This window comes from Hydrogenivirga okinawensis, from assembly GCF_055385515.1.
Window position 1 is genome coordinate 127175 of sequence record NZ_AP042386.1, and the last position, 13266, is coordinate 140440.

At 49.1% G+C, this 13266-nt stretch carries 18 protein-coding genes; 10 read left to right on the plus strand and 8 right to left on the minus strand.

What is annotated here, in order from left to right; translation table 11 throughout:
* Positions 1-14 precede the first annotated feature (14 nt).
* From pstC to pstB, 4 genes are read left to right on the plus strand one after another with little or no spacing between them, the layout of a single operon-like run.
* The gene (gene pstC / locus ACZ483_RS00800; protein WP_464324274.1) at positions 15-965 is read left to right on the plus strand and encodes a phosphate ABC transporter permease subunit PstC; all 951 of its coding nucleotides are present in this window, start codon (positions 15-17) and stop codon (positions 963-965) included.
* On the plus strand, positions 944-1807 hold the full coding sequence (gene pstA / locus ACZ483_RS00805; protein WP_464324275.1) for a phosphate ABC transporter permease PstA: 864 nt from the start codon (positions 944-946) through the stop codon (positions 1805-1807). The genes pstC and pstA overlap by 22 nt, the downstream gene beginning before the upstream one ends.
* Entirely contained in the window at positions 1807-2253 is a 447-nt protein-coding gene (locus ACZ483_RS00810; protein WP_464324276.1) for a hypothetical protein, read from the plus strand. The genes pstA and ACZ483_RS00810 overlap by 1 nt, the downstream gene beginning before the upstream one ends.
* Before the next feature lie 4 nt (positions 2254-2257).
* The gene (gene pstB, locus ACZ483_RS00815; RefSeq protein WP_464324277.1) at positions 2258-3031 is read left to right on the plus strand and encodes a phosphate ABC transporter ATP-binding protein PstB; all 774 of its coding nucleotides are present in this window, start codon (positions 2258-2260) and stop codon (positions 3029-3031) included.
* On the opposite strand, the gene ACZ483_RS00820 is transcribed toward pstB, so the two are convergent.
* From ACZ483_RS00820 to purE, 3 genes are read right to left on the minus strand one after another with little or no spacing between them, the layout of a single operon-like run.
* Positions 3032-3715, minus strand: a complete 684-nt coding sequence (locus ACZ483_RS00820; RefSeq protein WP_464324278.1) for an N-glycosylase/DNA lyase — start codon at positions 3713-3715, stop codon at positions 3032-3034.
* Positions 3712-4803: a 5-(carboxyamino)imidazole ribonucleotide synthase gene (locus ACZ483_RS00825; RefSeq protein WP_464324279.1), complete on the minus strand. Its 1092-nt coding sequence runs from the start codon at positions 4801-4803 to the stop codon at positions 3712-3714. The genes ACZ483_RS00820 and ACZ483_RS00825 overlap by 4 nt, the downstream gene beginning before the upstream one ends.
* A gap of 1 nt (position 4804) precedes the next feature.
* Positions 4805-5287: a 5-(carboxyamino)imidazole ribonucleotide mutase gene (purE, locus tag ACZ483_RS00830; protein ID WP_464324280.1), complete on the minus strand. Its 483-nt coding sequence runs from the start codon at positions 5285-5287 to the stop codon at positions 4805-4807.
* A 22-nt stretch (positions 5288-5309) separates the two neighbouring features.
* Between purE and ACZ483_RS00835 the strand changes: the two genes are divergently transcribed.
* On the plus strand, positions 5310-6176 hold the full coding sequence (locus ACZ483_RS00835; RefSeq protein ID WP_464324281.1) for an alpha/beta hydrolase: 867 nt from the start codon (positions 5310-5312) through the stop codon (positions 6174-6176).
* Here ACZ483_RS00835 and ACZ483_RS00840 read toward each other — a convergent pair.
* The 3 genes from ACZ483_RS00840 to ACZ483_RS00850 are packed head-to-tail and all read right to left on the minus strand — an operon-like array spanning position 6169 to position 8359.
* Positions 6169-6804: a class I SAM-dependent methyltransferase gene (locus ACZ483_RS00840; RefSeq protein ID WP_464324282.1), complete on the minus strand. Its 636-nt coding sequence runs from the start codon at positions 6802-6804 to the stop codon at positions 6169-6171. The genes ACZ483_RS00835 and ACZ483_RS00840 overlap by 8 nt on opposite strands.
* Positions 6801-7202 (minus strand): hypothetical protein, encoded by a 402-nt coding sequence (locus ACZ483_RS00845; protein ID WP_464324283.1) that lies wholly within the window; start codon positions 7200-7202, stop codon positions 6801-6803. The genes ACZ483_RS00840 and ACZ483_RS00845 overlap by 4 nt, the downstream gene beginning before the upstream one ends.
* Positions 7199-8359: a cell division FtsA domain-containing protein gene (locus ACZ483_RS00850; RefSeq protein WP_464324284.1), complete on the minus strand. Its 1161-nt coding sequence runs from the start codon at positions 8357-8359 to the stop codon at positions 7199-7201. Before ACZ483_RS00850 ends, ACZ483_RS00845 begins: the two co-directional genes overlap by 4 nt.
* Before the next feature lie 56 nt (positions 8360-8415).
* On the opposite strand from ACZ483_RS00850, the gene ACZ483_RS00855 reads away from it, so the two are divergent.
* Genes ACZ483_RS00855 through ACZ483_RS00870 form a run of 4 tightly spaced genes read left to right on the plus strand, consistent with a single transcriptional unit; the run spans position 8416 to position 10639 of the window.
* Positions 8416-9174 (plus strand): oxygen-binding di-iron domain-containing protein, encoded by a 759-nt coding sequence (locus ACZ483_RS00855; RefSeq protein WP_464324285.1) that lies wholly within the window; start codon positions 8416-8418, stop codon positions 9172-9174.
* Positions 9171-9755 (plus strand): SCO family protein, encoded by a 585-nt coding sequence (locus ACZ483_RS00860; RefSeq protein WP_464324286.1) that lies wholly within the window; start codon positions 9171-9173, stop codon positions 9753-9755. Before ACZ483_RS00855 ends, ACZ483_RS00860 begins: the two co-directional genes overlap by 4 nt.
* A gap of 12 nt (positions 9756-9767) precedes the next feature.
* Positions 9768-10190, plus strand: a complete 423-nt coding sequence (locus ACZ483_RS00865) for a copper chaperone PCu(A)C (protein ID WP_464324287.1) — start codon at positions 9768-9770, stop codon at positions 10188-10190.
* Complete coding sequence (locus ACZ483_RS00870) at positions 10190-10639, plus strand: peroxiredoxin family protein (RefSeq protein ID WP_464324288.1); 450 nt, start codon at positions 10190-10192, stop codon at positions 10637-10639. The genes ACZ483_RS00865 and ACZ483_RS00870 overlap by 1 nt, the downstream gene beginning before the upstream one ends.
* Here the strand turns inward: ACZ483_RS00870 and ACZ483_RS00875 are convergent.
* Positions 10610-11131, minus strand: coding sequence for a YbhB/YbcL family Raf kinase inhibitor-like protein (locus ACZ483_RS00875; protein WP_464324289.1), 522 nt, complete (start codon positions 11129-11131; stop codon positions 10610-10612). The two genes, ACZ483_RS00870 and ACZ483_RS00875, sit on opposite strands and share 30 nt — an antisense overlap.
* A gap of 39 nt (positions 11132-11170) precedes the next feature.
* Here ACZ483_RS00875 and ACZ483_RS00880 point away from each other — a divergent pair, with 39 nt between their 5' ends.
* Complete coding sequence (locus ACZ483_RS00880) at positions 11171-12511, plus strand: MFS transporter (protein WP_464324290.1); 1341 nt, start codon at positions 11171-11173, stop codon at positions 12509-12511.
* Positions 12512-12662: 151 nt separating this feature from the next.
* Here the strand turns inward: ACZ483_RS00880 and tmk are convergent, their stop codons facing one another.
* Complete coding sequence (gene tmk, locus ACZ483_RS00885) at positions 12663-13256, minus strand: dTMP kinase (protein WP_464324291.1); 594 nt, start codon at positions 13254-13256, stop codon at positions 12663-12665.
* Between the last annotated feature and the right edge of the window lie 10 nt (positions 13257-13266).

A 13266-nucleotide genomic window follows, 5' to 3' on the forward strand; every position in this document is an offset into this window, starting at 1 on the left:
ATAATCTCTTAAAAGTGAAAAAGAGAGAGGAGTTAGTAGAAGCTCTAACCGGATCAACTTTGGGGCTCTTCGCCCTCTCGGTTGGCTTCCTATTTCCTTTCCTCACGCTCGTTGTTCTCTTCTACGAATCCCTACCCGCTATAAAGAAGTTCGGGCTGATAGACTTCCTCACTGGAACCACGTGGGACCCGGTGGCAGAGGTCTTCGGAGCTCTCCCCGCACTCTTTGGAACACTTCTCGTTACCTTCCTCGCCTCCCTTATAGCTCTCCCGGTCAGTATAGGCATAGCCGTATTCATCTCCGAGCTTTCTCCACCAAAGCTAAAACCCGTTTTCTCCACCGCTGTTGAACTCCTTGGAGCGATACCGAGCATAATATACGGAATGTGGGGGTTATTTGTGATAGCTCCCCTTATGGCCGATTACGTTGAGCCTTTCCTTCAGGAAACCTTTGGCAGAGTTCCTCTACTCGGAAAGCTCTTTGAAGGTGCACCGACGGGTGTTGACGCCCTGACGGCGAGCTTCGTTCTCTCCATAATGATAATTCCCTTCATGAGCGCCATAGTCAAGGACAGCTTCGAGATGACACCTCCCCTCCTCAAAGAGGCGGGCTACGGACTGGGAGCCACCAAGTGGGAGGTGGTGAAGAACGTGGTAATCCCCTACTCCCTTCCCGGCATAGTGGGGGGTATGGTTCTCTCGGTGGGAAGAGCTCTCGGAGAGACTATGGCGGTGGCATTTTTAACGGGAAACGTCCACCAGATACCCATGAGTCTGTTGGAACCCCTCACCACCATCACGGTTGCCATAGCCAACGAGTTCACAGAAGCCCACTCGGATATATATCTGTCTTCCCTCTACTACTTGGCTCTTATCCTCTTCGTTCTCTCCTTCGGTCTTTTGATGCTCGCTAAGTTTTTCATACTCGAGAGGTTGGGTAAGAGATGGGGCACGAAGAACATCTGAGAAGGGTCATCTTCAAGAGGAAGCTCGTAAACGTCGTTATGCTCACCCTCTCCGTTCTAACAGCACTTTACGGACTCGTCTGGCTCTTCTGGATACTGGCGGACGTAGTCGTGAACGGATTCAGGTTCTTAAGTTTATCTCTCTTTATCAACGACCCGACCCCGCCGGGTATAGAGGGAGGAGGGCTGAGGCACGCTTTCGTAGGGCACTTCATAATCACAGCCTTCGCCACCCTCATAGGCGTTCCCATAGGGATAGGAACGGGCATATTCTTCGCCGAATACGGGAGACACTCCAAGGTTGTGAAGGCTTTCAGGAACGTAACCGACGTTCTGGTTAGCTTTCCCTCCATAGTTATAGGAACCTTCGTTTACGCCCTCTTGGTGAAGCCGATAGGGCACTTCATGGGGATATCGGGCTCCGTAGCTCTCGCCCTCTTGATGATTCCCGTGATAGCGATAACGACCGATGAGATTCTGAAGCTCGTTCCCAATTCTCTGAGAGAGGCGGGCTACGCCCTCGGCGCCCACAGGTGGCAGGTTATAAAGGACATATCCCTCGCCGCCGCCAAGAGGGGGATACTCACGGGTGTGATCTTGGGTATAGCGAGGGTTTCGGGTGAGACCGCACCGCTCCTATTTACCTCCTTCAACAACAACTTCTTCACCATAGACCCCACCCAACCGATGGCTTCCCTCACCGTTACCATATTCCAGTACGCCATGGGACCCTACGAGGACTGGCACGGGCAGGCTTGGGCAGCGGCTCTCGTTCTAACCTTTGGGACGCTTCTCTTCTTTATATCCGCCAAGGCGGTCGTCCACGGCATGAGGAGGACCTGATGAAGAAGGAAGTTATAGATAAGGCGAGTGGAACCCTGAGCGCTCTGAACCTGATATGGTTCGCCATGTTCTTCTCCCTCGTGATCTTTGCCTTCCTTGGGGTTTTCCTAAAAGGTTACATAGCCCTCTCCTTCGGAGAGAAGGATCTTCAGATAGTCAGAACGATCTTTTACCTCCTCACGATCGGAACGGTGACTTACTCCGTCTACGCAAGGAGAAGCTATCTGAGTAAAGCTAAGGAAGAAAAGGACATCGACAGATCATTAGAGCTCTACCGCATAGCGGTCATCGTCTCCCTCGGCATCTCCGAGTTCATAGGTGTTTTCGGCTTCCTTCTGCTCCTGCTCGGAGACAGGTTCTACGGCTTTCCCCTCATACTGACGGCTGGACTCACGATGCTGTACCACAGACCGAGGAGATCCGAAATCCTGTGGTTAAATAAATAGAAAGATGGACAACGCATCGCCCGTAAAGATAGACGTCAGAAACCTGAACTTCTACTACGGGAACAATCACGCCCTCAAAGATATAAACATGAAGATTTACGAGAAGAAAGTTACCGCAATAATAGGACCCTCCGGGTGTGGGAAGACGACCCTTTTGAGATGTTTCAACAGGATGCACGATCTCTATCCCGGGAACAGGTACGAGGGGGAGATAATCCTTCATCCGGAGGAGATAAACATAATCGGCAGGGACGTAGATCCCATAACGGTAAGGATGAGGATAGGTATGGTCTTTCAGAAGCCCAACCCCTTCCCCAAATCCATATACGAGAACGTAGCCTACGGACTGAAGTTAAAGGGTATAAAGAGGAAGAACATCTTGGACGAGAAGGTGGAGGAGGCTCTCAGAGCGGCAGCCCTCTGGGATGAGGTGAAGGACAGACTGCACGAGAACGCCTACTCCCTTTCGGGAGGTCAACAGCAGAGGCTCTGCATAGCGAGGGCGATAGCTCCCGAACCTGAGGTTCTTCTCTTCGACGAGCCCACATCCGCCTTAGATCCTATCTCCACCTCGAAGATAGAGGATCTCGTCGTAGAGCTCAAGAAAAGGCTTACGATAGTTATCGTCACCCACAACATGCAGCAGGCGGCGAGGGTCTCCGATTACACTGCCTTCATGTACCTCGGCAAGCTGGTGGAGTTCGGCGAAACGGAGAAGATATTTACAAAGCCCAACGAGAAGCTCACCGAAGACTACATAACTGGGAGGTTCGGTTGATCACTTGAGAACCTTCTTCGTCTTTATATAGAAGATGTAAAGGTCGAGCTCAGCCTGGGTTATACCGAGCTCAGAGCAAACGCGCGCCAGAGCCTCCTCAGCCTCTAAGTATCTTTTGGGGGTCATCGTCTTTACCTCCGGAAAGAGCCCGTTCTCCGTCAGGAACCTGTATACGTGCCTGTCTATTATTGCTACGTCCTCCCTCCCGATGTTCCTTAGGAAATGGGAAGCCTCCTTGTATCCAAAGCCCTTTATCTTGAACTCCGATTTCGGATCTGCGAGCAAGTATCTCAGCTCTTTGCTGTCTCCCTTCTTTCCTATCAGTTCCCTTATACCCTCCCATCTCTCTCTGACCTCCACTATTCTCTGAGCCCTCTGCTCGGGGAACCTGTGCCCATGCTTCCTTATCCTCCGCGTCAGCTCTTCAAAATCAAAGTTCATAAAGCCCTCGTCCCCCACCTCAGCCTGTATCCTTATCCCCATCGAAGCGGAAGAGTTTGCGGTTAGCAGACAGAAGCAGAGCTCCGAAAAGAGCCCCGCATCGAAGTCTATATCTAAAAAAGGTCTGAAGTCGTAGTGGGTTCGACCTTCCCTTCCGAGCCTTTTGAACTCCTCTATCCTCTGTCTCACAAACCTTTCTATCTTCGGTATTATTTCCTTTACTTTCTCGATCGCTATCTTCATGTGAGCGCGTAGTCCCTTCGGTATAGGAGTTTTAGCACCTGCTCGATCCTGTCCTTCACACCTTTGCTATCCTTGGCTACGAGATTAACGTGTCCCATCTTCCTCCTCTCCCTCTTTTCCTTTCCGTACCAGTAGAGCTTACTCCCCTCGACCGAGAGTATCTCAGGGATACTGAGCTCATTGTAGGAAAGACCAAGTATGTTCACCATTCCGGAGGGTAGCTTCAAGCGTGTAGATCCCAGCGGAAGATCGGTTATGGCTCTGAGAAAGTTTTCGAACTGGGAGGTGTACGCCCCGTCGAGGGTGTAGTGTCCCGTGTTGTGGGGTCTCGGAGCAAACTCGTTTATGAGGATCCTGTCTTCGGTCACAAAGAACTCCACGGCGAGGAGACCGACTATCGAGAGATCCTCCATAAGGGAGGAAACTATCTCAAGAACTTCCTTCTCTGAGGGAAACCTTTCAGTCGTGCGGTTGTAGAGGAGTATGCCCTCTTCGTGGAAGTTCTCCGTTATCGGGTAAATCTTTATTCTCCCTCTTCTGTCCCTCACTCCTACCGCCGAGACCTCCCTCTCGAAGTCCACGAACTCTTCCACAACGAAGCTCTCATCGGGGGAATGGTTCCTGTATATCTCTTCGAGATCCTCCCCTGAACTCACCCTGTACTGACCCTTCCCATCGTACCCCAACCTTTCGGATTTAACCACGGCGGGAGCTCCGATCTCATCGATCAACCTCTTTAAATCTTCCATCCTCCCTCTTCTGAACCTCGGAAGCGGGTAGCCGTGCCTGTAAAGAAACTCCTTCTCTTCGCCTCTACTTTTTTTCAGCCTGAGTGCTTTTGGATCAGGAATCACCTTATCCTCAACCTTTTCAAGAACCTCCTCCTCTATGTGCTCGAACTCGTAGGTTATCACGTCGCAAACGCTGTAGAACTCCTCGACCTCTTCGGGTGGAAACCACACGTCCGCGATCTTTGAAGCCGGAGCTTCTGGATTCTTATCGAGAACGAAGAATTTATAGCCAAGTTTCCTCCCCTCGAGTATAGTCATCCATCCGAGCTGACCGCCTCCGAGTATACCGACGTTCATATCAGCCCTCTATATTCATGTTTAGAACCTTCTCCTTTAATTTCTCTCTGTACTCTTTGAGCTTCTTAGCTATATTGGGATACTTGATCGAGAGTATTCTCAGAGCTAAGAGTCCGGCGTTCGTTGAGTTTCCAATCGCGACCGTTGCAACTGGAACGCCGGCAGGCATTTGGACTATCGAGCAAAGGGAGTCGAGACCTGATAGATGTCTTGAGGGAACGGGGACACCTATGACGGGCAGGGTTGTGAGTGATGCGACCATACCGGGCAGGTGTGCTGCCCCGCCTGCCCCCGCGATTATAACCTCTATTCCCCTACCCTCCGCAGTCTTTGCATACTCATACATGAGCTCCGGCGTCCTGTGGGCAGATACCACCTTCCTCTCATGGGGAACACCGAACTCCCGGAGTATGTCGGAAGCTCCCTTCATATGTTCCCAGTCGGATATGCTCCCCATTATGATCCCGACAAGGGGCTTTTCCATGGAAAAAATTATAATGTTTCCTATGGGAAGGTTGTTCCTGCTTGTGCTACTCACACCCTTAATACTCTTGTCTAAACCGGTATCCATTTACATAGACTATGAAGGGAAAAGGCTCAAGGCGAACGCCGAATGGTCCGTGCCGGAAGGTGTAGATCCTAAGAAGAAGGGGGCTGTTCTTTGGCTTCACGGACTCTTTCAGACCCACAGGATGAAGGAGCCCATATCCGTTCAGAGGGAATCTTGGGTGGCGGCGGGTTACCCCGTTCTCTCTCCCACCTTGACCCTTGGAATCAACGACAGGAAGGAGCCTTACGACTGCTCCTACCCTCTCGACCATGAGTACGAACTGAATATTAAGGAGATAAAGGAGTGGATCGAGTGGCTTAGATCAAAGGGGGTTAAGAGGATAATTCTTGCCGGACACTCCATGGGGGGTCAGCAGGTTATCCACACTGCGGAGGAGTTGAAAGATGGGATAGACTTAGCGGGTGTGCTCGCTGTTGCTCCCGCAAAGGGGACGCCACGGGAACATCCCCTCCTTCAGGAAGCTAAGGAACTCGTTGAGGATGGAAAAGGGAAAAGAATGCTTGAAACAAGCTTCTTTTACTGTCAGAAAACCAGGGTAAGCGCGAGGACCCTCTACTCTTACTACGGGGTGAACAGAAATATTGGAAAATCTCTCGAGAAGATAGAGGTACCCGTTCTTATAGTCTGGGGCGGAGAGGACGACAGGGTGAAAGACCTCCCGAAGTTCTTAGAGCCCTACGTTAAGGGAAAGAAGAACGTTCGTATAGAAGTTATAGACTACGCCGATCATTTCTTCAGGGACCTTGCTGCCGAGGATCTAAGCTCAATAGCGATCGAGTTTTTTCAAGAGGTTCTCAAGTAGCCTTTATACAGACGAAGCCTCCCTCTGGATCGAAGCCCTCGATAATGTCCTTCCTTCTTACTGGACGGATGTCCTGAGGCTCATCGAGGAGTGTGCTCCTGATCGAGTTTATTTTAAAGCCAGTGCTGTGGAGCATCTCTTCCACCTCTTTCATCGGGTAGAACGTGGCTTCTCTGTAAATCGGATGACCCTGCTCCGCTTTCTTTCTGTAGAACTCAGCCCATCTGCTCTCCGCAGGTATAAGTCCCAATACCAGCTTGCCTCCATCCTTCATAACTCTCCGACACTCTCTCAACACTAAGAGGGGATCCCTTACGAAACAGATGGAAACCACTATCAGAACAAGATCAAAGCTCTTATCTTTGAAGGGAAGGCTTTCTCCCTCCCCTTGGACGGTGAGTATCCCTCTCTTCTTAGCTACCTTCAACATCTCGAGGGAGGGATCCAAGCCAACCTTTATTCCCAAAGGTGAGGCGAACCTCCCCGTTCCCACTCCTACCTCTAAGCCGAGCCCGAACTCTCCGATAAGTTCTTTTAAGCACTTAGCCTCTAAGCGATACGCAGAGCTGCCGAAGGACTTTTCGTACCACTCGTCGTATTCTTTAACCAAGTTGTTGAATATGTTCATCGGACGACTATCCTGACCTCGAATATACCCTTTCCCGTGTTGTCCACAGCCGAAAAACTGACTACCTCGTATCTGCCCTCAAGCTCTTTAATCAGGTGTGGAAGCTTCTCCCAACTCAGCTCGGAAATCTGAAGTTCCATACCGCTTTCCGTTTTAAGGATCTTCTCAGGCTCAACCCCTATTTCCGATAGTATTCTCTGTAGGTCTTCTTCCTGGGCAGGTTCCTTCCTAACTCTGGGAGCGTTCTTCAGATTGAAGAGGAATTCCTTGTGGCTAAAGTACTCTCTTACTACAGTGTCTTTAAGGTCTGTGATTGCCGGAAGGCTGTATCCTACGTAGAGCATGAATAACAGAAGAGATAGGGCGTAAACCATCCTCTTACTCAAATATCTGATCACAGCTCCACCTCAAACTCGTAAGTCTTTTCGGGAGTCTCTCTCAGCACCTTAGGTTTTAACTCAATTATCTTATCCTTCGACCTTACTTCTCCCACAACCTTAAGCTTCCCGCCGACAAACTCTATTCTGTATATCTTGATACCTTCGGGGAGTTTTTCAGAAAGGGATATCATCTTCTTCATAGCCGAGAAGTGTTCGCTACCCACCATGCTCTTTAACTGGTCTCTAACGGCGACGGGAGGCAAATTGGGAAACACCCTTCTAAAGGCGTCCCTTTCTGCGTTCCTCACCTCTTTAACTATGCCCTTCTCTATAAAGTTAAGGGATAAGTTTACACCTACGAAAAGCAGTAGGGAAGTGCCAAAGATCAGTGCCACTCTCCTGAAATCTCTATCGCTCAGCTCCTCCTCTCTGAAGTCCGGTGAGCAGTCCTTTACGACGAACTTAAGGGAGGCTCCGAAGGCGGAAAACAGTTCCGGTTCTACTTCCCTCTTCCTTACAGCCTTCGGGAGAACTTCATCTATTCCCTTTAGCCTGCTCCCGCCTCCGCTAAGGAGGATCTTCCTGTCTATCACATCTTTGCCGAGGGACGAGACTATCTTTTCGAATGCGTCCCTTACCACCTCGTTCCCGAGCCCTTCCTTTATCTTTAAAGCCCTTGCCTCTTCCAGTTCCACACCGAGCTTCTCGGACACTTCCCGATCTATAAAGTCCCCACCCTTCAGGATCACCCTGTAGCCGGACAGTTCACCTTTCGATAACTTCACGAGAGTTGTCTTCCTCTTGCCGAGGTCGAGGATCCAGCAATCAGTCTCGCCAAGTGCCTTTGCTGCCCTTGCGAGAGAAAAAGGTTCTGGATCAAAGGCGTAAGCGTCCTCCGGCATATTGAAATCCCGGATTAGAGCGAGGCAGTATCTGTTTCCTGAAAGTCTTACATCCCAGAGAACATCTCCGAACTTCTCCTCTATCTCTAAGGAGAGGAACCTCCTCAGATCGTAGGTGTCCTTTATATCCGTCTCTTCTATGCGGACGTAGGTAAGATGGGAAGGAACAACGTAAATCCTTCTACCTTCTTTTTTCGAAACCTCCCAACTTCTTTTAAGTAGAGACCAATTAACGCTGAACCTCTTCTTTCCGTCTATACCTGTGAAGAGCATCACACAGATATTCTAAAATATTTAAACTATGACACATATCATATCGGAGGAGAGTCATGGCGGGAAAAGTTCTCTTTGAGTCTCCAGATCACAAGGTCTTTCTATTCGAAGAGTTAACCCCGGCGAGCGCTGTTCAAGCAAATCAGTACCTGATAATTCATAAAGAGGAGGCTATTCTTCTCGATCCTGGCGGGCACAAGGTTCAGTCCAAACTCTTTTCAGATATCGCGGTCTTGGTACCACCAAAGCAGATTAGATATATCTTCCTGTCCCATCAAGATCCTGACATAGTAGCAAGCATAAACTACTGGCTTATGACCACAGAGGCCGATGCTCTTATATCAAAGCTCTGGACGAGGTTCCTGCCCCACTTTGGTCTCGATTCAAAGTTAGAGGGAAGAGTTATACCAATAGACGACGTAGGAACGAAGATAACCCTCGGAGGAAACTGCGAACTGCTCATAATTCCCGCCCACTTCCTCCATTCCCCGGGAAACTTCCAGGTCTACGATCCTGTTTCCAAAATACTCTTCTCTGGAGACCTCGGAGCTTCCTTGGGTCAGGATTACTTCTTTGTGGAGGACTTCGATTCCCACATCAAGTACATGGAGGGTTTCCACAGGAGGTACATGGCAAGCGGTAAAGTAATGAAGCTATGGGCTAATATGGTAAGAAACCTCGATGTAGAAACGATAGCTCCCCAGCACGGAGCGGTCTTTCAGGGAAAGGAGATGGTAGATAGGTTCATAAACTGGGTAGAGAACCTCGAGTGCGGAGTTGATTTACTCTCTGAAAGGGATTATACTTTACCATGATGAGATTCCTTTGGTTAGTCCTCACTATCCCGCTACTCCTCTTGCTCTCATGCGAAAAGAAGAAGGAGTTTAACGGAACCCTCTACGATAAACCTGCAAAAGAGTTCTGCCTTACTGGCTGGAAGGAAGGAAAGGAAAAGAAGGTGTGTCTCTCGGACTTCAAAGGAAAGATTGTGTTAATGTTCTTCGGTTACACCCACTGTCCGGACGTATGTCCGGCAGCCCTTCAGGTACTGTCCAAGACCATGAACCTCCTGAGCGAGGATGAGAGGGAGAAGGTACAGGTAATCTTCATCAGCGTCGATCCTGAGAGGGATACACCCGAGGTAGCCCAGAAGTACGCGGAGTACTTCTATCCCACCTTCATAGGTCTTACAGGAAGTCCGGAAGATATCAAGAAAGTAGCGAAGGACTATATGGTTTTTTATCAAAAGGTTAAGGGAGAAACTGAGGGGGGCTACCTCGTGGACCACACAGCCTATATATACCTGATAGATCCTGAGGGAATCCTCAAGCTTATTTATCCCTCGACGAGACAGAAACCCGAACTTATAGCTGAGGATCTTAAAAAGTTCTTCTAATGGAGGTTATAGATGAGATATCTCTATCTGCTCCTTTTCATGGCTGGAATGGTTTTTGCCAAACCAAAGATCGTCGTTGAGGATCCCTGGGTAAGGGAGGTACCTCCTGTATCAACTATGAGCGCTGCTTTCATGAAGGTCGCCAATCTCGGCGATGAAGAGGATGTGCTTGTGGGTGTTAAAACCGACGTTTCTAAGGTTGCAGAGATACACACTACGATAATGGAAGACGGGATGATGAAGATGAGGAGACTGAAGGAGGTTCCCATACCGCCGGGTAAGACCGTGGAATTTAGACCTATGGGAAAGCACATAATGTTGATAGATCTGAAGAAGCCCTTAAAGGTTGGGGAGAAGGTTAAGCTGATACTTATCTTCAAGAAGACAGGCGAAATGAGCATCGAGGCTCCCGTCAGGAAGATGATGATGCACTAATGGTTAAGGTTCTCGCTTTTCTATTTATATTTCTCGCTTCCTGTTCCGAGAGTGTTTATGACCTAAAGTTTAAAGATCTCAGCGGTAAGGAGGTTTCCCTGTATAAGTATAGAGGTAAGAAACTCGTTGTTTACGTTTGGTCTGGCACCTGCATAGGACATACGGAGGATCTAAAGAGACTGGTAGAGATATATCCAGAGCTTAAGAAAGAATCAGAACTAATCTCTATAGCTGTGATGATGGACACGGAAGACGCTGAGGAGGTTCTCAAAGCTAACGGAATAGAACCCAACTATCCTGTACTTGCAGATCCTAAGGGAGTTTTTGCTGATAAAGTTACACTGATTTTTCTCCCTGCTACAATAATCTTCGATGAAACTGGTAATATGGTTGAAAATTTTCCTCGGCTTCCAGAAAACTTAATCTCTCTTATATCTTCCCATCGTTGATCCTTGCCCAAGGACGTGGCCCTTTATCCTTTCTTCCACCTGTCTCCTTGTTGCTCTTGGTGGAAGATCGAGGGTTTCCAAATCTAAAGCGTAAACTTTGAAAAAGTATCTGTGGTACCCGTGTCCCTTGGGAGGACAGGGTCCTCCGTATCCAACGTAGCCGAAGTCGTTGATGCCTTGCTTTATACCGTCAATCCTGTCGGACTTCGGTAAGCCCTCGGGTAGCTCTCTCACCCCGGCGGGGATATCGTAGACCACCCAGTGAGTGAAGGTCCCAATAGGGGCGTCAGGATCATCCATTATAAGGACGAAACTCTTCGTGCCCTCCGGAACGCCAGACCAGCTTATCTCCGGAGATATATCGCTCCCATCGCAGGTGTGGCGAACAGGTATTACCTCCCCCTCGTTAAACGCTTTACTTTCCACCTTCATAACCTTTCCTCCTAAGGCTATTCCAAATCCGAGAAGTGTGGGAATTAGAAATCCCAACATCCCTCTTTAACCATCCCTGTGTCTATTAATATAATACCGGTGCGACTCATAGAGAGCGATATAACCTGCAGGCTTGACAATCTCCCTTGGAGTCCGTTTCATACGAGGTTCCTTTTAGCTCTTGGTGTTACATGGATCCTCGACGCCTTCGAGGTGGTTATAGTTGGGAACGTTTTAAAGAGCATGACCAACTCCCTTAAGTTGTCGCCCTTCGAAGGTTCGCTGGTGATAAGCGGTTTCCTCATAGGAGCCATAGTAGGATCCTTTCTCTTCGGCTACCTTGCCGACAGATATGGAAGGAAAAGGATATTTCTCCTAACTCTACTTCTCTACTCCCTTGGAACGTTTCTCACCGGTTTTGCTTGGGACTTTTATAGCGCATTTTTACTCAGGATAATAGCGGGAGCGGGGATAGGAGGAGAGTTCGCCGCCATTCACTCGGCAATAGACGAGTTCATTCCCGCAAGGCACAGGGGAAAGGTAGATGGTTTTGTGGTAGCCTCATGGAACGTAGGAAGCATACTCGCCTCCCTGACAGCTCTCTTCTTACTAAGAAACCTTCCTGAAGGTACGGGCTGGCGCTTTGCCTTCTTCTTTGGAGGTGTGATCGCCCTACTGATCCTTTGGGTCAGGAAGAACGTTCCCGAATCTCCCAGATGGTTGCTTTCCAAGGGAAAGGAAAGGGAGGCGGAGGCTATAGTCGAAGAACTTGAGCGTTTAGCCGGTGTAAAAGAAAAACCCCCATCCTGTAAGGTTCCAGTTTTCGAGGGAAGTCTCCTCGATGGACTCAAACTCATCCTGAGCAGGTATCGTTGGAGGTTCATCTTCTCCAGTGCTCTCAGCTTTACCATACTCACGACCTACTACGGTTTGGTCGCTCTCCTTCCTATAAGCTTGGCTCCTGAGATGGGTATTCCTTCGGAGGATATTCCCTTTTTGTTCCTCGTGGGTAGTGTAGGAGGGTTCTTCGGAGGTGTTGTGGTCGCTATCTTCGCCGACGTTCTGGGAAGGAAGGCTACGGGTCTCGGAGTATCTCTCCTTTCGGCGCTCTCTACACTCGCCCTCCTTCACTTGGGGGACTTTTACGTGGCGTTTGCCCTGTACTCTTTCATAGCCTTCTCCTTCGCCAGCGTAGCTTACGTGACCGCCATGGAGATTTACCCCTCCTACCTGAGGGCAACGGCTATAGGGCTTATTTCGATAGTCGGAAGGATCGGAGGAGTTCTTGCCCCTCCCTTGCTTATCTGGCTTTCAGGCTTCAACTACGTCCTCGGTATATACGGGCTTTTCTGCCTCTGGATGTTTGGTTTCTTCGCCTACCTCCTGTGGAGTGTATTCGGCGTGGAAGCTAAAGGTAAGCCCATAGAGGATATAAGCTGAAGTCCTTGGGAGGCAAGGAGTGCAAAATTTCTTGACAAAACTTCCAGGGAGTGTTATATTTTTCTTAGGTATTGAGAAAGAGGCTGGGAGTGATAAACTCCCTCCCCCTCCCTCCCCAAGAGTTTTTGCCCCTCCGCCCGGAGGGGCCTTTCTAAATTAAATCCGTTCTCTCCTTGAGAATTCCTATTATATTCCTGAATACCTCCTCCTCTTCGAGTTCTGAGGATACAACCACTACTCTGCTCCTATCTTCCCGGGCGATCTTCAGGAATCCCTCCCTAACTCTTTTCAGAAAATATATGTCATCGAAACGACTCTTCTCCTTTATTCTTCTCAAGGCTACTTCCGGATCGACGTCCAGGAGAAAGGTCAGATCGGGAACTATCCCCTGAGTGGCAAACTCGTTTAGCTTTTTAATCAGATCTATATCTACTCCCCTTCCATAACCTTGATAGGCTAAGGTTGAGTCTGTGAACCTGTCTAAAATAACTACCTTGGATAGTTCAAGATCCTTTTTTATAACCTGACTGACGAGCTGGGCACGGCTCGCTTCGAAGAGAAGTAGCTCGCTCCTTATGTCCATGTCGAAGTTCAAGAGTATCTCTCTTATCCTCTCTCCTAAAAGGGTGCCTCCTGGCTCCCTGTAGAGGGAAACGCTCAAGCCTTTTTCCTTCAGAAAATTAAAAAGTTTCCTTGCTTGAGTTGTTTTACCGCTGCCGTCTATTCCCTCGAAGGTGATAAGCACAGGGAAATTA